20 protein-coding genes are annotated in these 18020 nt (G+C 62.3%); 19 read left to right on the forward strand and 1 reads right to left on the reverse strand.

Translation table 11 applies throughout. The annotated features are described in order from the left end of the window. Positions 1-11: 11 nt before the first annotated feature. The 5 genes from ACYHH6_RS21710 to ACYHH6_RS21730 all read left to right on the forward strand — a co-directional run bounded on the left by ACYHH6_RS21710 (position 12) and on the right by ACYHH6_RS21730 (position 3728). Positions 12-461 (forward strand): DMT family transporter, encoded by a 450-nt coding sequence (locus ACYHH6_RS21710; RefSeq protein ID WP_352586865.1) that lies wholly within the window; start codon positions 12-14, stop codon positions 459-461. Next, the gene (gene queA / locus ACYHH6_RS21715) at positions 461-1549 is read left to right on the forward strand and encodes a tRNA preQ1(34) S-adenosylmethionine ribosyltransferase-isomerase QueA (RefSeq protein WP_352586867.1); all 1089 of its coding nucleotides are present in this window, start codon (positions 461-463) and stop codon (positions 1547-1549) included. Before ACYHH6_RS21710 ends, queA begins: the two co-directional genes overlap by 1 nt. Beyond that, a complete protein-coding gene (locus ACYHH6_RS21720; protein ID WP_192253764.1) occupies positions 1539-1808 on the forward strand; it encodes a hypothetical protein in 270 nt (89 codons plus the stop codon). Before queA ends, ACYHH6_RS21720 begins: the two co-directional genes overlap by 11 nt. Further along, a complete protein-coding gene (gene tgt, locus ACYHH6_RS21725; protein WP_352586869.1) occupies positions 1801-2931 on the forward strand; it encodes a tRNA guanosine(34) transglycosylase Tgt in 1131 nt (376 codons plus the stop codon). Before ACYHH6_RS21720 ends, tgt begins: the two co-directional genes overlap by 8 nt. A 71-nt stretch (positions 2932-3002) precedes the next feature. Beyond that, on the forward strand, positions 3003-3728 hold the full coding sequence (locus ACYHH6_RS21730) for an SDR family NAD(P)-dependent oxidoreductase (RefSeq protein ID WP_352586871.1): 726 nt from the start codon (positions 3003-3005) through the stop codon (positions 3726-3728). An 11-nt stretch (positions 3729-3739) separates the two neighbouring features. On the opposite strand, the gene ACYHH6_RS21735 is transcribed toward ACYHH6_RS21730, so the two are convergent. Beyond that, entirely contained in the window at positions 3740-4168 is a 429-nt protein-coding gene (locus tag ACYHH6_RS21735) for a DUF4864 domain-containing protein (RefSeq protein ID WP_352586873.1), read from the reverse strand. Between the two features lie 194 nt (positions 4169-4362). Here ACYHH6_RS21735 and ACYHH6_RS21740 point away from each other — a divergent pair, with 194 nt between their 5' ends. From ACYHH6_RS21740 to ACYHH6_RS21805, 14 genes are all read left to right on the forward strand, one after another. Then, the gene (locus ACYHH6_RS21740; protein WP_352586875.1) at positions 4363-4974 is read left to right on the forward strand and encodes a DsbA family protein; all 612 of its coding nucleotides are present in this window, start codon (positions 4363-4365) and stop codon (positions 4972-4974) included. A gap of 79 nt (positions 4975-5053) precedes the next feature. Further along, a complete protein-coding gene (locus ACYHH6_RS21745; RefSeq protein ID WP_352586877.1) occupies positions 5054-5290 on the forward strand; it encodes an Lrp/AsnC ligand binding domain-containing protein in 237 nt (78 codons plus the stop codon). Positions 5291-5588: 298 nt separating this feature from the next. Beyond that, positions 5589-7001 (forward strand): circularly permuted type 2 ATP-grasp protein, encoded by a 1413-nt coding sequence (locus ACYHH6_RS21750; protein ID WP_162712104.1) that lies wholly within the window; start codon positions 5589-5591, stop codon positions 6999-7001. A gap of 21 nt (positions 7002-7022) precedes the next feature. After that, entirely contained in the window at positions 7023-7964 is a 942-nt protein-coding gene (locus ACYHH6_RS21755) for an alpha-E domain-containing protein (protein ID WP_352586879.1), read from the forward strand. A 1-nt stretch (position 7965) separates the two neighbouring features. Further along, entirely contained in the window at positions 7966-8760 is a 795-nt protein-coding gene (locus ACYHH6_RS21760) for a transglutaminase family protein (RefSeq protein ID WP_352586881.1), read from the forward strand. 32 nt (positions 8761-8792) lie between these two features. After that, positions 8793-9524 (forward strand): proteasome-type protease, encoded by a 732-nt coding sequence (locus ACYHH6_RS21765; RefSeq protein WP_488500471.1) that lies wholly within the window; start codon positions 8793-8795, stop codon positions 9522-9524. Positions 9525-9598: 74 nt separating this feature from the next. Beyond that, the gene (locus ACYHH6_RS21770; RefSeq protein ID WP_352586883.1) at positions 9599-11008 is read left to right on the forward strand and encodes a pyridoxal phosphate-dependent decarboxylase family protein; all 1410 of its coding nucleotides are present in this window, start codon (positions 9599-9601) and stop codon (positions 11006-11008) included. A gap of 61 nt (positions 11009-11069) precedes the next feature. Beyond that, positions 11070-11474 carry a hypothetical protein gene (locus ACYHH6_RS21775; RefSeq protein WP_352586885.1) on the forward strand — a complete coding sequence of 135 codons (405 nt, stop codon included), beginning with the start codon at positions 11070-11072 and terminating at the stop codon, positions 11472-11474. A gap of 115 nt (positions 11475-11589) precedes the next feature. Then, positions 11590-12357 carry a DeoR/GlpR family DNA-binding transcription regulator gene (locus ACYHH6_RS21780; RefSeq protein ID WP_352586887.1) on the forward strand — a complete coding sequence of 256 codons (768 nt, stop codon included), beginning with the start codon at positions 11590-11592 and terminating at the stop codon, positions 12355-12357. A 138-nt stretch (positions 12358-12495) separates the two neighbouring features. Next, positions 12496-14022, forward strand: a complete 1527-nt coding sequence (glpD, locus tag ACYHH6_RS21785; RefSeq protein WP_352586889.1) for a glycerol-3-phosphate dehydrogenase — start codon at positions 12496-12498, stop codon at positions 14020-14022. Between the two features lie 38 nt (positions 14023-14060). Next, a complete protein-coding gene (locus tag ACYHH6_RS21790; RefSeq protein ID WP_192253782.1) occupies positions 14061-15140 on the forward strand; it encodes an ABC transporter ATP-binding protein in 1080 nt (359 codons plus the stop codon). A 10-nt stretch (positions 15141-15150) separates the two neighbouring features. Next, the gene (locus ACYHH6_RS21795; protein ID WP_352586891.1) at positions 15151-16227 is read left to right on the forward strand and encodes an ABC transporter ATP-binding protein; all 1077 of its coding nucleotides are present in this window, start codon (positions 15151-15153) and stop codon (positions 16225-16227) included. Position 16228: 1 nt separating this feature from the next. Beyond that, positions 16229-17095: a carbohydrate ABC transporter permease gene (locus tag ACYHH6_RS21800; RefSeq protein WP_112561562.1), complete on the forward strand. Its 867-nt coding sequence runs from the start codon at positions 16229-16231 to the stop codon at positions 17093-17095. A 106-nt stretch (positions 17096-17201) separates the two neighbouring features. Next, entirely contained in the window at positions 17202-18020 is an 819-nt protein-coding gene (locus ACYHH6_RS21805) for a carbohydrate ABC transporter permease (protein ID WP_435053348.1), read from the forward strand.

Consider the following 18020-nt stretch of genomic DNA (forward strand, 5'->3'; position numbering starts at 1 on the left):
GACTGATATCGATGATGGGCGTCGTCTGGTCGCTGCTCGGCATCCTGTCCGGCGCCTTCATCGCCATACAGGCGCCGATCAATTCGCAGCTGGCACGCGGCCTGGGTCTCCCGGTCGCGGCGGCCGCGTTTTCGTTCCTGTCCGGCGCGATCGTGCTCGGCATCATCTCCGTCGCCGTGGTGAAGTTGAACGACATCCCACTCGACTGGAAGGCGCCGGCGCCGTGGCTGTTCATCGCCGGCGGCATGCTCGGCGGTTTCTACGTCACGCTGTCGACCATTTTGACGCCGCGCATCGGTGCGGCCGCCCTGATGGCGTTCCTGGTTGCCGGCCAGCTCTTGGCCGGCATGCTGATCGACCGCGTCGGCTTCCTCGGCGTGGCGGTGCGCGAGATCTCACTCGGCCGCGTCGCCGGCGCGGTGCTGCTCTTGGCCGGAGCGCTGCTCGTCCGGCTCTACTGATGCGCGTCGATCTCTTCGATTTCGACCTGCCGGAGGAACGCATCGCGCTTCGCCCGGCGGAACCGCGCGACAGCGCCAGGATGCTGGTGGTCAGGCCGGGCGAGGGCCTTTCGGACCGCATGGTGCGCGACCTGCCGTCCCTGCTCGGGGACGGCGACGTGCTGGTCTTCAACGACACCAAGGTCATCCCGGCGCAGCTGAGAGGCATCAGGCGGCGCGGCGAAGCGCAGGCGCAGGTCGAGGCGACGCTGCACATGCGCATGGCGGCGGACCGCTGGCTGGCCTTCATGCGGCCGGGCAAGCGCATCGCCGCCGGCGACCGCATCCATTTCGGCCATGACAGCAATTCCTGTTTCCTCGGCCAACTCGACGCCACGGTGATCGAGAAGGGCGAGGCTGGTGAGGCGCTGCTCGGCTTCGACCTGTCCGGCCCGTTTCTCGACGAGGCGCTGCGCGCCGTCGGCCACATCCCGCTGCCGCCCTACATCGCCTCCAAGCGTGACGATGACGCGCGCGACTTGACGGACTATCAGACCATCTATGCCAGGGAGGAGGGCGCGGTTGCTGCGCCAACCGCCGGCCTGCATTTCACGCCGGAGCTATTTGCCGCGCTGGACGCCAAAGGCATCGAACGCCGCTTCGTCACGCTTCATGTCGGCGCCGGCACCTTCCTGCCGGTCAAGGCCGACGACACCGCCGACCACAAGATGCATGCAGAGACCGGTTCAGTCAGCGAGGCGACCGCAGCGGCGCTCAATGCCGCGAAGGCGGGGGGCGGGCGCATCATCGCCGTCGGCACGACCTCGCTGCGCCTGCTGGAGAGCGCGGCAAAACCCGACGGTACGCTCGCCGCATGGTCAGGCCCGACCGACATTTTCATCACGCCCGGCTATCGGTTCAAGACTGCCGACCTGCTGATGACGAACTTCCATCTGCCGCGCTCGACGCTGTTCATGCTGGTTTCGGCCTTCAGTGGCCTCGACACGATGCGGGCCGCCTATGCGCATGCCATCGACACCAGCTACAGATTCTACTCCTACGGAGACGCAAGCCTGCTTTATCGAGCGGAGATGAGCGATGGACGATGATCTGCAAGCCTTTGACCGAGAAAGCCTGATTGCCGAAGTGAAGAAATTGCGCGCCGGCATCCGCGCGCACCGCGACACGACGGGCCATGATCTGTGCTGGCATCATCCCGATCTGTGGGATCTGTTGCCGGAAAAGACCGAGCCTTCGATCGCCGTGCCGCCGTGGCCAAAATTCATGCGCGGCTGCATCCAGTATCGCCAGTCGCTCGACAGGCAGGCGCCAGACGCACCTGTCCATGACAAGGAATTCAATGGCTAAGCCGTTTACTTTCAAGGTCCTCGCAACCGACGGCAAGGCACGGCGCGGTGTCATCGACATGCCGCGCGGCGAAATTCGCACGCCGGCCTTCATGCCGGTCGGCACCGGCGGCACGGTCAAGGCCATGTATATGGACCAGGTGCGCGGCGTCGGCGCCGACATCATCCTGGGCAACACCTACCATCTGATGCTGCGGCCCGGCGCCGAGCGCGTGGCGCGGCTCGGCGGCCTGCATGAGTTTGCCCGCTGGCCGCAGCCGATCCTGACCGACAGTGGCGGCTTTCAGGTGATGTCTCTGTCGAAGCTCAGGAAGCTGACCGAAAACGGCGTCACCTTCCGCTCGCATATTGACGGCGCGCCTTACGAGATGTCGCCGGAGCGCTCGATCGAGATCCAGGGGCTGCTCGATTCCGACATCCAGATGCAGCTCGACGAATGCACCGCGCTACCGGCCGATCTGAAGGAGATCGAGCGCGCGATGGAACTGTCGCTGCGCTGGGCGGAGCGCTGCAAGACCGCGTTCGGCGACCAGCCGGGCAAGGCGATGTTCGGCATCGTCCAGGGCGGCGATAATGCAGCGCTCAGGATGCGCTCGGCGCAGGCGCTGAGCGCCATGGATCTGAAGGGCTACGCCGTCGGCGGACTGGCCGTCGGCGAGCCGCAAGCGGTGATGCTGGAGATGCTCGACATCACCTGTCCGGAACTGCCAGACAACAAGCCTAGATATCTCATGGGCGTCGGCACGCCGGACGATATCGTCAAATCGGTGGCGCGCGGTATCGACATGTTCGACTGCGTGATGCCGACCCGCGCCGGCCGCCACGGTCTGGCCTACACAAGGCGCGGCAAGGTCAATCTGAGGAACGCCCGCCACGCCGACGATCCGCGCCCGCTCGACGAGGAGAGCGACTGCCCGGCCGCACGCGATTATTCACGCGCCTATCTGCATCATCTCGTGCGCTCGCAGGAGGCGCTGGGGGCGATGCTGCTGACCTGGAACAATCTGTCCTACTATCAGAAGCTGATGCAGGACATTCGCGGCGCGATCGAGGCCGGCGCCTTCGAGGCGCGCACAGCCGAGATTTCCGAGGGCTGGGCGAGGGGCGATATCCCTACCCTTTGAACAAATCAACGCCACCTGACGATGATTGACGGATCCATTGCCCGGGCGCAGATTCCGGTTGGGGTCAGGCCATGACTGTCACATATGAACTTGGCGGCAAGACCGCGATCGTGACTGGCGGCGCACGAGGCATCGGCAAGGCCATTGCGGCGCAGTTGTTGAACTCCGGGGCCGAAGTCTGGATATGGGATGCTGATCCGACACCTGTGGACGGCGCGCATTGCCAGACGGTCGATGTGACAAAGGCTCACCAGATCAAAGACGCCCTGGCTGAGGTCGTCGCAGACAACAGCCGGATTGACATCCTAATCAACAATGCAGGCTATTTAGGCGACTATCGTGGGTTCGAGGCATTCGATCCGATCGAGTGGCAACGCATCATCGGTGTCAACCTGATCGGCGTTTTCGAGGTTACGCATCAGGTTCTGCCGATCATGCGCAAGGCTGGTAGGGGCCGGATCATCAATATGGGATCCTTGGCAGGCAAGGAAGGGTTGCCGAATCTGGCCGCCTATTCAGCGGCAAGTGCAGGCGTCATTGCCTTTACGAAAGCCTTGTCGCGCGAGACCTGCGATACCGACATTCGGGTGAATTGCGTGGCACCGGGGCCGATCGATACCGAGTTGATCAGGCGCCTTGGAAACGATGTCGTAGACGACATGATAAATGCCAGCCCGCTCAAGCGCCTTGGCTCGGTGGATGAAGTGGCGGCACTGGTGCTTTGGCTTTGTTCCGACGCCAGCGCATTCAACACCGGAGCCGTGTTCGACATGTCGGGCGGCAGGGCACGCTACTGAGGCTTTGTGCGTCAGGTGCTCAGTGAATTCGACGCCCGCAGGCTGCAGCCGGTGATCTGGAAACTGCCGTCGGGCTGCTGCTGCAGCGTATAGACCGCCTCGTAGTCCTTGCCGTCGGGACCGACGATCAGCACCTGCTGGATGATCGAGCCTGGGCCCGTCTGCTCGACCTTGCCGAAGGAATAGCTTTGTGGCTGACGCACCGGCGCGTAGCCGTTGGTCACCATGTTCATGAAGGCGTCGACGGTCGGGAAAATCTGCTTCACGTTTGGAGCAGCGTAGCTGTAGGCCTTCGCGCCATCGTTTGCGATGAGCGCCTTCAGCTGACCATCGATGGCGGCTTGGCCGGCCTTGATTTCGGCATCGCCGGCAAGGGCTGCCGAGATGAACAGGGTAGACGCGAACAGCAATGAAACGACTGCGAATGCGATACGGCGCATGGCCTGTCTCCATTGTCTCCTGACAATCGCTGTCTGAAGACACATCATACCATACGCTTGGCGCTGCCTCACGGTTTCAGCAACCGCAGTAATTCGCCACGCAAGTGCCGCAAGATCATGCTTAAGCATCCTTTAAGGCGGGGCGCGCATTGTAGGGGACGGGTGGGACCCGTTCGCGCAACCAGGGACGAACCATGTCTAAGCAGCCGATCGACCGGCGCCTTTTGCTGAAGGGCGCGGCTAGCTTTGCAGTTCTGGCTCCCTTGCCCGCTTGGGCAGCCACCGGGCCGACCGTCACCGAAATCGCCTTCGATCCGGCCGTTTCAGCGCTCGGCAATCCGGATGGCGACGTCACCATCGCCGAATTCGTCGACTATCAGTGCCCGATCTGCAAGCTCGTCTTCGTCGAACTGAAGAAATTGATGGCAGAGGACAGCAGCATCCGCCTGGTGATGAAGGACTGGCCGATCTTCGGCGACGTCTCGCGCGACGCGGCGCGCGTGGCGCTTTTGACCGGCGAACACTATGCCGCAGCGGTCGATGCACTGATGACCAACCAGCGCGGCCTTTCGGAACGCCGCACCAACGATATCCTGGCTTCGGTCGGGGTCGATGTGGCGATGGTGCGTGCCGATCTCGCCATCCGTGAACCCGACATCGACGCTGCGCTTTTGCGCACCGACAGCCAGGCGACGGCCTTCAAGCTGCGCGGCACGCCGGCTCTGGTCATCGGCGGCAGCCTCTACCGGCGCGGCATGCCGGTGTCCGAGCTCAGGCAGGCTGTTGCCAAGGCACGTTCGGCCTGATGCTTGAAAGCCGGGCGGCAGTCTGCGAGAAGGGCCGCCATGGGCGCAAGAAGCGCGTTTCAACGTGGCAGGACCGGCAATGAAGACGTTTTTCGTGCAGATAAAGTGCGACCTGGGCAAGTCCTATGAGGTCGCCAGCGCGCTCGCCGACGCCGAGATCGCCTCGGAAATCTACTCGACCGCCGGCAACTACGACCTGCTCGCCAAATTCTATGTCGACGACGACGAAGATGTTGGCCACTTCGTCAACGAGAAGGTGCAGCATCTTCCCGGAATCAAGGACACCTTCACGGTCGTCACTTTCCGCGCTTTCTAAAGCAATTCCAGGAAAAGTGTGAAGCGGTTTTCCCGGGAAAAGCGCGTAGCGCTTTCCCTTGGGAATTGCGTCGAAACAAAGGATAGAGCGGTTCACCGTTTCCGTGAAACGATGAGCTGCTCTAGCGCCGCATCAGGCACTTGCCCGGCGACGAGGCAAAGCCTGATTACGCCCCTGTTACGACTGCCCTAATTTTGGGCAGTCGTAACATACTGATCGCCGATGTCCTCCAAATCACCGATTGCGCTTGATTTTCTCCTGCGACGCCAGTGAAATGGCGTCACAGGGGAGTATGCGATTGGCAGCGTTCGATGAAATGCTTCCGGAAGTTTCCGGATTGAGAAAACCGTATACGGCTTACGACCGCTGGCTGAAGGAGCAGGATCCGGCCAGGCTTACCGAAAAAATGCAGGACGCCGAGCGCGTCTTCCGCAAGACCGGCATCACCTTTGCCGTCTATGGCGAGCAGGAAGCCTCCGAGCGGCTGATCCCCTTCGATATCGTTCCGCGCATCATCTCGGGCAATGAGTGGCGAAGGCTGACGCAAGGCATCGAGCAGCGCGTGCAGGCGCTGAACGCTTTCCTCGATGACATCTACCATCGCCAGGAGATCCTGCGCGCCGGCCGTGTGCCGAGGGAGCTGATCGCCAGGAACGAGGCCTTCCTGCCGGAAATGATCGGCGTGCGGCCGCCGGCCGGCGTCTACACCCACATTATCGGCGTCGATATTGTCCGCATCTCTGAGAACGAGTTCTACGTGCTGGAGGACAATGCGCGCACGCCGTCGGGCGTCTCCTACATGCTGGAGAACCGCGAGACGATGATGCAGCTCTTCCCCGAGCTGTTCCAGCAGATCAAGGTGCGGCCGGTGGAGAACTACCCGCAGCTCCTGCGCCAGTCGCTGGCAGCGGTGCGGCCGCAAAGCACCAAGGGCGCGCCGACCATCGCCGTGCTGACGCCGGGCAGCTTCAACTCCGCCTATTTCGAGCACGCCTTCCTGGCCGACCAGATGGGCGTGCAACTGGTCGAAGGCCAGGATCTGCGTGTCGTCGACGGCCATGTCGCCATGCGCACGACCGAAGGCTACAAGCAGATCGACGTGCTGTACCGCCGTGTCGACGATTCGTTCCTCGATCCGCTGACCTTCCGGCCGGACTCGGCGCTCGGTGTACCCGGCATCATGGATGTCTACCGCGCCGGCAACATCACCATCGCCAACGCGCCGGGAACCGGCATCGCCGACGACAAGGCGATCTATTCCTACATGCCCGAGATCGTCGAGTTCTACACCGGCCGCAAGGCGATCCTCGGCAACATCCCGACCTGGCGCTGCTCGGAACCCGACAGCCTGAAGTATGTGCTCGAACACATCCACGAGCTGGTCATCAAGGAAGTGCACGGTTCCGGCGGCTACGGCATGCTGGTCGGACCGGCGGCGACCAAGAAGGAATGCCAGGACTTCGCCAAGAAGCTGCAGGCCAAACCGTCCAACTACATCGCCCAGCCGACGCTGGCGCTGTCGACCTGTCCGATCCTGACCGAAAAAGGCCTGTCGCCGCGGCACGTCGACTTGCGCCCCTACGTGCTGGTTTCCGACCGCATCCAGATCGTGCCCGGCGGATTGACGCGGGTGGCGCTGAAGGAGGGTTCGCTGGTGGTGAATTCTTCGCAGGGCGGTGGCACCAAAGACACCTGGGTGCTCGATGACTGATTTTCACCTGAAGGATTTTTGATGCTTTTAGGCCGCACCGCCAACGGGCTCTACTGGATGAACCGCTATATCGAGCGGGCGGAAAACATGGCACGCCTGGTCGATGCAGGCCTGCGCATGGCGCTGACCCGTACCCAGAGCGCCTCGGAAGAGTGGAATTCGGTGCTGCTCAGCGCCGGCTCCGACGTCACCTTTACACAGAAATACCAGGACTACACCGCCGCCAACGTTGCCGACTTCCTGCTGCGCGACACGTCGAACCCGTCGAGCACGATGTCGGCGATCGAGACCGCCCGCAACAATGCCCGCATGGTGCGTACCGCGCTGACGCGCGAAACCTGGGAGAGCATCAACGAGGCCTGGATGGCGCTGAAGCGCATGCTGGCCAAACCCATCGACGAGCGCGACCTGCCCAGCGTGCTCGATGCCATCAAGCGCGAGACGGCGCTGATCCGCGGTTCGTTCTACGGCACCATGCTGCGCAACGAGATCTTCGATTTCTCGCAGCTCGGCACCTATGTCGAGCGCGCCGACAACACGGCGCGCATCCTCGACGTGAAATATTATGTGCTGCTGCCGTCGATCTCCTGGGTCGGCTCGAGCCTCGACAATTACCAGTGGGAATCGATCCTGCGCTCGGTGTCGGCGCATCGCTCCTATCGCTGGGTCTACGAGGCCGACTACAAGCCGACCAACATCGCCGACTATCTGATCCTCAATGTCCGCATGCCGCGCTCGCTGACCTTCTGCTATCGTTTCCTGGCCGAGCACCTGAAATTCCTCGGCGACGATTATGGCGAACGCCATGCCTGCCACGCCACTGTCGACAGGACACAAGCAATGCTGCGGGCAGGGTCGATCAAGGACATATTCGACGCCGGCCTGCACGAATTCCTGGCCAGGTTCATCCAGGACAACACCAAGCTCGGCGACGAGATCGCACAAGATTACCGGTTCAACTGATATGCGGCTCAAGATCACCCACCGGACCGAGTACCGCTACGATGCGCCAGTGCATTATCTGCTGCAGCGGCTGCGGCTTTTGCCGGTCAGCGGCCCGACGCAGACCGTGCTTTCCTGGGCGCTGAAGATCGAGGGTGCGCGCGAGGAAGTGCGTTTCAGCGACCATTTCGGCAACGATAACAGGCTGTTGAGCGTCGAGGGCGAGCGCGACTTCATCACTGTCGAGGCCTCCGGCGAGGTTGTCACGCGCGACACAGCAGGCGTCTCGGGTCCGCATCACGGCTTTGCGCCGCTCTGGCTGTTCAGCCAGGAGACCGCTTTGACCATCCCTGGCGACGGCATCCGCGAGCTTGCCGCGGCGGTGGGCAAAGGCACCGACATAGAGAGGCTGCATCGCTTGATGGCGCTAATCGTCGAGCGCGTCGCCTATACGCCAGGCACCACCAGCGTGACGACGCCTGCCGAAGAAGCGTTGGCGCTGAAGACCGGCGTCTGCCAGGACCACAGCCATATCTTTGTCGCCGCGGCCCGCGCCATGGGCTTTCCGGCCCGTTATGTCAGCGGCTATCTGATGATGGACGCGGCCATCGAACAGGCGGCAAGCCATGCCTGGGCCGAAGTCCATGTCCAGGGTCTCGGCTGGGTCGCCTTCGACGCCGCCAATGGCATTTCTCCCGATGAGCGCTATGTCAGGGTGGCCACCGGCCGCGATTATCGCGATGCCTCGCCGGTGTCGGGAATTCGACTGGGACAGGCGGAGGAACAGCTTGCGGTCACCGTCACGGTAGAGCAGTAGTTCTCGGCAAGATTGCTGCCTGAAGAGATTCCATGACTTATTGCGTCGGCCTCAAGATCGATCGTGGGCTCGTGTTCATGTCGGACACGCGCACCAATGCCGGCATGGATTCGATCTCGACCTTCAAGAAGATGCATGTCTGGGAAGAGCCGGGCGAGCGCGTCATCGTGCTGATGTCGGCCGGTAATCTGGCCACGACGCAGGCTGTCATCAGCCTGCTCGACGAGCGCAACAAGGCGATCGGCGAACGCCATGCGACGCTGCTCGAAACCCCGTCCATGTACCAGACGGTGCGGCTGGTCGGCGACACCGTCAAGGAAGTCATCGCCCAGTCGTCACCGGCCGGCGAAAAGGCGGATTCCTATTTCAACGCCTCCTTCATCCTCGGCGGCCAGATCAAGGGCAGCGCGCCGCGCCTGTTCATGATCTACCCCGAGGGCAATTTCATCGAATTGACCGACGACACGCCGTTCTTCCAGATCGGCGAGACCAAATACGGCAAGCCGATCATCATCCGCGCCTATGAAAGGACGATGAGCCTGGCCGAAACCGTGAAGTTGCTTCTGGTCTCCTTCGATTCGACGCTGAAGTCGAACCTGTCCGTCGGCCTGCCGCTCGACCTGCTGTTCCTCGAGAAGGATGCTTTCAAGGTCGGGCTGAAGAAGCGGATAAGCCAGGACGACCAGTATTATCGCACCATCTCGGACGGCTGGTCGAACGCGCTGAAAACGGCCTTTGCCAGCCTGCCTGATTTCCCGGGTTAGATTGCCTTGCTGGCGCTGTTGAGTGGCGCTTGCCGCGGCGATCGACGCTGCTTGGCCCAGGTCTGGAGACCAGAATGAACAGTGATGATTTCCGGCAATGGTCGAGGCGCGCCGCCGATTGGGGAGTCGAATACCGCTCCTCGCTGCGCGAAAGGCCGGTGCGACCACTGGTCGAACCCGGCGACATCTTTCGCAGCATCGAGGCGTCGCCACCGGAAGCTGCTGAGCCGATGGAACGGATTTTCGCCGATTTCGAAGAGAAGATCGTGCCGGGGATGACGCACTGGCAGCATCCGCGTTTCTTCGCCTATTTCCCGGCCAATGCCGCACCGGTCTCGGTGGTGGCCGAATATCTGGTCTCGGCGATGGCCGCGCAATGCATGCTGTGGCAGACCTCGCCGGCCGCGACCGAACTCGAAACGCGTATTGTCGACTGGTTGCGCCAGGCGCTCGGCCTGCCCGAAGGATTTTCCGGCGTCATCCAGGATTCGGCCTCGTCGGCGACGCTGGCCGCCGTGCTGACCATGCGCGAACGCGCGCTCGATTGGCAGGGCAACAAGCAGGGCTTGGCTGGGCAGAGGCGGCCGCGCATCTATTCCTCCGATCAGGTCCACACCTCGATCGACCGCGCGATCTGGGTGTCGGGCATCGGCGAGGACAATCTGGTCCGCATTCCGGTCACCGGGCGCTTTCGCGCCATGGATACGGTTGCACTCGAGGCGGCGATCGCCGCCGACCGTGAGGCCGGCATGCTGCCCGCCGGCATCATCGCCAGCGTAGGCGGCACCAGCACCGGCGGCACCGACGATGTCGCCGCCGTCGCCGCAGTGGCCAGGCGCCACGGGCTCTATCTGCATGTCGATGCCGCCTGGGCCGGATCGGCAATGATCTGCCCGGAATTCCGCCATTTCTGGGCCGGCGCAGAGCTCGCCGATTCCATCGTCTTCAACCCGCATAAGTGGCTTGGCGCGCAATTTGACTGCTCGATGCAGTTCATCCGCCAGCCCGAGGATCTGGTCCGCACTTTGGCGATCAAGCCCGAGTTCCTGAAGACGCACGGCCGCGACGGCATCATCAATTATTCCGAATGGTCGGTGCCGCTCGGCAGGCGTTTTCGGGCGCTGAAATTGTGGTTCCTGCTGCGCGCGCACGGCCTGGAGGCGCTGCGCAGCATGATCCGCAACCATGTCGCCTGGAGCGAAGGGCTTGCCGCGCGGCTCAAGGGCGAGCCGGATTTCGAGATCGTCACCGAGCCGATGCTGTCGCTGTTTTCATTCCGTCACAAGGCCACCGGCGATGCCGATGACCACAATCTGCGCCTGGTCAATGCCATCAACGACGACGGCCGCCTTTATCTGACGCAGACGCGGGTCGATGGACGCGTCGCCATTCGTTTCCAGGTCGGACAGTTCGAGACGACTGCAGAAGACGTCGATACCGCCTTCACCGTCATTTGCGACTGTGCAAGATCCCTGAGTGATTGACAGGGATTGTCCGGGCGGTTTCCCGCCCCAGAGTAGCCAGCAAGGAATTGCGAGCAAGGGCATGGCCGGGCAGGGCGAAGAGACGAGCCAGAATCTGACGGGCGTCTGGAACGGGCGCTATTTCTATCCGCGCGAGCTGGCGCCGGTCTCGTTTGTCGCGACGCTGATCGAGACCGCTACCAGCTTGACGGGGGCGACCCACGAACCGGCCGGCCCGGCGACCGGCACAGTGAGATATGCAACCCTGCAGGGGCAGCGCGACGGCAACGCCGTCTCCTTCATCAAAACATATGACAATGCAGGATCGAACGTGGATCCGATCGACTACAGCGGCATTCTGAACGGCGATGCCACCGAGATCGTGGGCACCTGGCGCATCCTGGGAAGCTGGTCCGGCAAATTCCTGATGATCCGCTCGCCGGGCAAAGTCGCTTCCGTCGCCCGCAAGGTGGCGGAGCGGGTCTGAGCTGTATATGCCTGGTTCGCCTTTGCAATCATCGATATTTCATTAGCCGGCTTCTCCCTTTTCATTGCTTTCGTTTTGAGCTACAAACAAGAAAAACGAAAACGGGAGGTTCTCAGTGTATTTATCGCCGCGTCATGCCGAAATCATCCAGATGGCCAAAGACCATGGTCGCGTGCTGGTCGACGATCTGGCCACGCATTTCAACGTGACGCCGCAGACCATCCGCAAGGACCTCAACGATCTCTGCGACCAGCGGCTGCTGTCGCGCATCCATGGCGGGGCGTTGTTCCCGTCCGGCATCGAGAACATGGAGTACGAGGCGCGCCGCAAGATCGCCGCCGACGAGAAGGAGGCGATCGGCCGCGCGGCGGCCAGGCTCATCCCCGACAACGCCTCGTTGTTCATCAATATCGGCACCACGACCGAGTCGGTCAGCAAGGCGCTGCTCGATCACACCGGGCTCATGGTCATCACCAATAACATCAATGTTGCCAACAGGATGCGCATCTATCCTTCGATAGAGGTGGTGATCGCCGGCGGCGTCGTGCGCGGCTCCGATGGCGGTGTGGTCGGCGAGGCGGCGGTCGATTTCATCAGGCAGTTCAAGGTCGATTATGCGGTCATCGGCGCCTCGGCGATCGACCATGACGGCGCGTTGCTCGATTTCGACTTTCGCGAAGTGAAAGTGGCGCAAGCCATCATCGCCAATGCCAGGCATGTCATCCTGGTGTCCGACCAGACCAAGTTCGAACGCACCGCACCGGTTCGCATCGGCCATCTGTCGCAGGTCAACACCTTCATCACCGACCGTTGCGACATCCCTTCGGTGCGCAAGATCTGCGAGGAAGCGGAGGTTCAATTGATCGAAACGTCGCTCGGCTAGCGGCTTTCGGGGCCCCCATCACAGGCTTCTCACGTGGCCGTGATATTTCGTTTGACATTCGTTATCATTTCGAAATAATTCCGCCACGGTTTCGCAAAACACCAAAAATGCTGCAATGCGAAATCGGTGGAGGAATTCTTGGACGCATCTCCGATCCATGACATCTTTGTCATTGGCGGCGGTATCAACGGCTGCGGCATTGCCCGCGATGCGGTTGGCCGCGGCTTCTCGGTGTTTCTCGCCGAGATGAACGATCTCGCCAGCGGGACCTCCTCCGGTTCGACCAAGCTGATCCATGGCGGCTTGCGCTACCTCGAATTCTATGAGTTCCGCTTGGTGCGCGAGGCGCTGATGGAGCGCGAGATTCTGTGGAAGAACGCACCGCACATCATCTGGCCGATGCGGTTCGTGCTGCCCTATGCCAAGGGCCTGCGTCCGGCCTGGCTGATCCGGCTCGGCCTTTTCCTCTATGATCATATTGGCGGCCGCAAATTGCTGCCGGCGACCCGCACACTCGACATGGCCAAGGACCCGGCCGGCAAGCCGCTGAAGCCGCTGTTTCACAAGGCCTTCGAATATTCGGATGGCTGGGTCAACGATGCCCGCCTGGTGGCGTTGAACGCGCGTGATGCCGCCGACCGCGGCGCCACCATCCGCACCCGCACGAAAGTCGTTGCGGCGCGGCGCGAAGGCGATATCTGGGCAATCCGGCTGGAAGACGTCGCGACCGGAAAGGCCGAAGAGGTCAAGGCCCGGCTGCTGGTCAATGCCGCCGGTCCGTGGGTCGACCACGTCCTGTCGGCAACTGTCGGCCAGAACGACGTGCACAATGTCCGCCTGGTGCAGGGCAGCCATATCGTCATCAAGAAGAAGTTCGACGATCCGCGCGCGTACTTCTTCCAGAACAAGGACGGGCGCATCATCTTCGCCATTCCCTATGAGGAAGAGTTCACGCTGATCGGCACCACCGATCGCGATTATCCCGGCGATCCGCATGACGTGAAGATCAGCGACACCGAGATCGACTATCTCTGCGCGGCGGCGAGCGAATATTTTGCCCAGCCCGTGACGCGCGCCGACATTGTCTGGACCTATTCGGCGGTGCGTCCGCTCTACGACGACGGCGCCTCGAAGGCGCAGGAAGCGACCCGCGACTACGTGCTGAAGGCCGATGGCGGCGAGGGCAAGGCGCCGATCGTCAACGCCTTTGGCGGCAAGATCACCACCTATCGCCGGCTGTCGGAATCGATGCTGGAAAAGATCGAGGGATTTCTCGGCAAACGCGGGAAGCCATGGACGGCGAACGCGTCCTTGCCGGGCGGCGATTTCCCGGCCACCGGTTTCGACGCGCAGGTGGCGAAGCTCAAGAGCGCCTATCCCTTCCTCGACCAGCGCCTGGCGCGCCGGCTGACCAGGCTTTACGGCACGCGCGCGCAAGTGCTGCTCGGCCTTGCCAAGTCGAATGCCGATCTCGGCCGCAATTTCGGCGCCGATCTTTATGAGGCCGAGGTGCGCTACCTCTGCGAAAACGAATGGGCGCTGACCGCCGAAGATGTATTGTGGCGTCGCACCAAGCGCGGCCTGCATTTCAGCCGCGACCAGGTCTCGGCCCTCGACGAATTCATGCGCGGCATCAGCCAGCGCCATGTCGTTGCAGCGGAATAGGGAAGGCGATTGATGCACAAAGCCTGGGAGGAGGCATCATGCTGGAACTGAGAAACGTGACGAAGACGGTCGGTGCGGCTGAGCACATCCGCGACGTCTCGCTGACACTTCAGCATGGCTCGCTCAACGTCCTGCTCGGGCCGACGCTGTCCGGCAAGACCAGCCTGATGCGGCTGATGGCCGGGCTCGACGTACCGACCTCCGGTTCGGTCTGGTTCGACGGCCAGAATGTTACCGGCATGCCGGTGCAGCAGCGCAAGATCGCCATGGTCTACCAGCAGTTCATCAATTACCCCGCGATGACGGTGTATGAAAACATCGCCTCGCCTCTGCGTGTCGCCGGCACCGATCAGGCCAAGATCGACAAGGAAGTCCGCAACGCGGCAGCGCTCCTGAAGCTGACGCCCTATCTCGACCGCACACCGCTCAGCTTGTCGGGCGGCCAGCAGCAGCGCACCGCGCTCGCCCGGGCCATCGTCAAGAATGCCAGCCTGGTGCTGCTCGACGAGCCGCTCGCCAATCTCGATTACAAGCTGCGCGAGGAGTTGCGCGCCGAGCTGCCGAAGATCTTCGCCGCCGCCGGCACCATTTTCGTCTACGCCACGACCGAGCCGCACGAGGCGCTGCTGCTCGGCGGCAACACGGCAACGCTTTCGGAAGGGCGCATCACCCAGTTCGGCCCGACCATCGACGTCTTCCGCAAGCCGATCGACCTGGTGACGGCAAGGACCTTTGCCGATCCGCCGCTCAACACCATCGTGCTGGCCAAGAAGGGCCCGGATTTCCTGCTCGAGGGCGGCGTCAAGCTGCCGGTGCCGGCCGAGCTTTCCGGCATTGCCGACGCCAATTATACGATCGGCTTCCAGCCGCATCATCTCTCGCTCGAGCGGCCCAACGCCGCCGCCGTGCCGGTCCGCGCCAAGGTGACGATCACCGAGATCACCGGTTCGGAAAGCTTCATCCATCTCGATTTCGCCGACGCGCGCTGGGTCATGCTGACCCATGGCATCCGCGATTTCGAGCCCGACGCAGAGATCGAGGTGTTCATCGATCCGCGCCACATCATGGTCTTCGACAGCAACGGCAGCGCCGTCGCCGCATCGAAGCTGGCGGCTTGAGGGGGAAGCGATGGCGCGCATCGACGTCAACCATGTCCGGCACTCCTACCTGCCCAACCCGCAGAAGGATGCCGATTTCGCTCTGAGGGAAGTGCACCACACTTTCGAGGATGGCGGTGCCTATGCGCTGCTCGGGCCGTCCGGCTGCGGCAAGACCACGCTGCTCAACATCATTTCGGGGCTTTTGCACCCTTCGCACGGCGAGTTGCTGTTCAACGGCAAGGACGTCACCAATTTGTCGACGCAGGAGCGCAACATTGCGCAGGTGTTCCAGTTCCCGGTCATCTACGACACCATGACCGTCTACGACAATCTGGCCTTCCCGCTGCGCAACCGCGGCGTGCCGGAGGCCGATGTCGACCGAAAGGTGCGCGAGACGCTGGAGATGATCGATCTGGCGTCATGGGCGAAGAAGAAGGCGAGGGGCCTGACCGCCGACCAGAAGCAGAAGATTTCGCTCGGCCGCGGCCTGGTGCGCTCCGACGTCAACGCCATCCTGTTCGACGAGCCGCTGACCGTCATCGACCCGCATATGAAGTGGGTGCTGCGCTCGCAGTTGAAGCAGCTGCACCGCCGCTTCGGCTACACCATGGTCTATGTCACCCACGACCAGACCGAGGCGCTGACCTTCGCCGACCAGGTCGTCGTCATGTACGACGGCGGCATCGTCCAGATCGGCACGCCGGCCGAACTGTTCGAGCGGCCGCGCCACACCTTTGTCGGCTATTTCATCGGCTCGCCCGGCATGAACGTCATGCCGGTGGTGATCGAGGGCAAGACCGCGACCATCGGCAGCCAGCGCATCGACCTGCCCGGCGCGCCCAAGACTGCTGCTGGGAACACCGGCGCCATCGAACTCGGCATCCGCCCCGAATATGTCAGGCTAGGCCGCGACGGCATGGCGGTGAAAATCAGCAAGGTCGAGGATCTCGGCCGCCACAAGGTGGTGCGCGCCAGCCTCGAAGGCCGCGAGATCGCGGCCGTCATCGGTGAAGACGAGAGCGTGCCGGCCGAGCCGAAGGTGCGCTTCGACCCGGCAGGCATCAACATCTATGCCGATTCCTGGCGCGTCGAGATGGGGGCATAGAATGGAAAAGACCTGGAACAACAAGGCCTGGTTCATGGTGCTGCCGGTGCTCCTGCTGGTGGCGTTCTCGGCGGTGATCCCGCTGATGACGGTGGTCAACTATTCGGTTCAGGACACGTTCGGAAACAACGTTTTCTTTTGGAACGGCTCGGACTGGTTCACCGAAATCCTGGAGTCGGAACGTTTCTGGCTCTCGATGGTCCGCAACCTGATCTTCTCCTTCATCATCCTCGCCATCGAAGTGCCACTCGGCATCTTCATCGCACTCAACATGCCCAAGAAGGGCTGGGGCGTGCCGGTCTGCCTGGTGCTGATGGCGCTGCCGCTCTTGATCCCGTGGAACGTCGTCGGCACGATTTGGCAGGTATTCGGCCGCATCGACATCGGCCTGCTCGGCTACACGTTGTCGGCGCTCGGCTTCGACTACAATTACGTCAACGACCCGACCGACGCCTGGGTGACGGTCATCCTGATGGACGTATGGCACTGGACGAGCCTCGTCGTTCTGCTCTGCTACGCCGGCCTCGTCTCCATACCGGATGCTTATTATCAAGCCGCCAAGATCGATGGCGCCTCGCGCTGGGCGATCTTCCGCTACATCCAGTTGCCGAAGATGAACCGCGTGCTTTTGATCGCCGTGCTGCTGCGCTTCATGGATAGCTTCATGATCTACACCGAGCCCTTCGTCGTCACCGGCGGCGGCCCCGGCAATTCGACGACATTCCTGTCGATAGATCTGGTCAAGATCGCCATCGGCCAGTTCGACCTCGGGCCGGCGGCCGCCATGTCGATCATCTACTTCCTCATCATCCTGTTGCTGTCGTGGGTGTTCTACACCGTCATGACCAATGTCGATGCGGAGCGCTGAGATGAGCGGCGCCAACGAAAGAACGACGAGGCAGAACCGGGTGAACGAGGCGGCGGTTTCGGACGGGCTCGCCAGCACGCTGTCGCAGGACCAGATTGCGCGGCTGATGCGCCGGCGCGGCGAAGAATCCAGGTTCTGGTGGCTGGTGCCGACGATCTACATCATCGTTCTGATGCTGCCGATTTACTGGCTGGTCAATATGAGCTTCAAGACCAATCAGGAGATCCTGGGCGCCTTTTCGCTGTGGCCGAGGAACCCGACCATCGCCAACTACATGGTGATCTTCACCGACCCGTCCTGGTACAAGGGCTACATCAATTCGATCATCTATGTCGTGATGAATATGGTGATCTCGGTTTCGGTGGCGCTGCCTGCGGCCTACGCATTCTCGCGCTACCGCTTCCTCGGCGACAAGCATCTGTTCTTCTGGCTGCTGACCAACCGCATGGCGCCGCCGGCGGTGTTCGCGCTACCGTTCTTCCAGCTCTATTCGGCCTTCGGCCTGATCGACACGCACATCGCGGTGGCGCTGGCGCACTGTCTGTTCAACGTGCCGCTGGCGGTCTGGATTCTCGAAGGTTTCATGTCCGGCGTGCCGAAGGAGATTGACGAGACGGCCTATATTGACGGCTATTCATTCCCGCGCTTCTTCCTGAAGATATTCATGCCCCTGATCGCCAGTGGCGTCGGCGTGGCCTGCTTCTTCTGCTTTATGTTCTCATGGGTCGAACTGCTGATTGCCCGCACTTTGACCACGACCGCCGCCAAGCCGATCGCGGCGATCATGACGCGCACGGTCTCGGCATCCGGGCTCGACTGGGGGGTGCTCGCCGCCGCTGGCGTGCTCACCATCCTGCCAGGCGCACTCGTGATCTGGTTCGTCCGCAACTATATCGCCAAGGGCTTTGCCCTGGGGAGGGTATGA

The sequence above is a fragment of the Mesorhizobium sp. P171375 genome, assembly GCF_057786075.1.

Coding starts and splice junctions, on each gene's coding strand:
- ACYHH6_RS21710 (WP_352586865.1), top strand. CDS start 12: ATGATGGGCGTCGTCTGGTCGCTGCTCGGCATCCTGTCCGGCGCCTTC.
- queA (WP_352586867.1), top strand. CDS start 461: ATGCGCGTCGATCTCTTCGATTTCGACCTGCCGGAGGAACGCATCGCG.
- ACYHH6_RS21720 (WP_192253764.1), top strand. CDS start 1,539: ATGGACGATGATCTGCAAGCCTTTGACCGAGAAAGCCTGATTGCCGAA.
- tgt (WP_352586869.1), top strand. CDS start 1,801: ATGGCTAAGCCGTTTACTTTCAAGGTCCTCGCAACCGACGGCAAGGCA.
- ACYHH6_RS21730 (WP_352586871.1), top strand. CDS start 3,003: ATGACTGTCACATATGAACTTGGCGGCAAGACCGCGATCGTGACTGGC.
- ACYHH6_RS21735 (WP_352586873.1), bottom strand. CDS start 4,168: ATGCGCCGTATCGCATTCGCAGTCGTTTCATTGCTGTTCGCGTCTACC.
- ACYHH6_RS21740 (WP_352586875.1), top strand. CDS start 4,363: ATGTCTAAGCAGCCGATCGACCGGCGCCTTTTGCTGAAGGGCGCGGCT.
- ACYHH6_RS21745 (WP_352586877.1), top strand. CDS start 5,054: ATGAAGACGTTTTTCGTGCAGATAAAGTGCGACCTGGGCAAGTCCTAT.
- ACYHH6_RS21755 (WP_352586879.1), top strand. CDS start 7,023: ATGCTTTTAGGCCGCACCGCCAACGGGCTCTACTGGATGAACCGCTAT.
- ACYHH6_RS21760 (WP_352586881.1), top strand. CDS start 7,966: ATGCGGCTCAAGATCACCCACCGGACCGAGTACCGCTACGATGCGCCA.
- ACYHH6_RS21765 (WP_488500471.1), top strand. CDS start 8,793: ATGACTTATTGCGTCGGCCTCAAGATCGATCGTGGGCTCGTGTTCATG.
- ACYHH6_RS21770 (WP_352586883.1), top strand. CDS start 9,599: ATGAACAGTGATGATTTCCGGCAATGGTCGAGGCGCGCCGCCGATTGG.
- ACYHH6_RS21775 (WP_352586885.1), top strand. CDS start 11,070: ATGGCCGGGCAGGGCGAAGAGACGAGCCAGAATCTGACGGGCGTCTGG.
- ACYHH6_RS21790 (WP_192253782.1), top strand. CDS start 14,061: ATGCTGGAACTGAGAAACGTGACGAAGACGGTCGGTGCGGCTGAGCAC.
- ACYHH6_RS21795 (WP_352586891.1), top strand. CDS start 15,151: ATGGCGCGCATCGACGTCAACCATGTCCGGCACTCCTACCTGCCCAAC.
- ACYHH6_RS21800 (WP_112561562.1), top strand. CDS start 16,229: ATGGAAAAGACCTGGAACAACAAGGCCTGGTTCATGGTGCTGCCGGTG.
- ACYHH6_RS21805 (WP_435053348.1), top strand. CDS start 17,202: ATGCGCCGGCGCGGCGAAGAATCCAGGTTCTGGTGGCTGGTGCCGACG.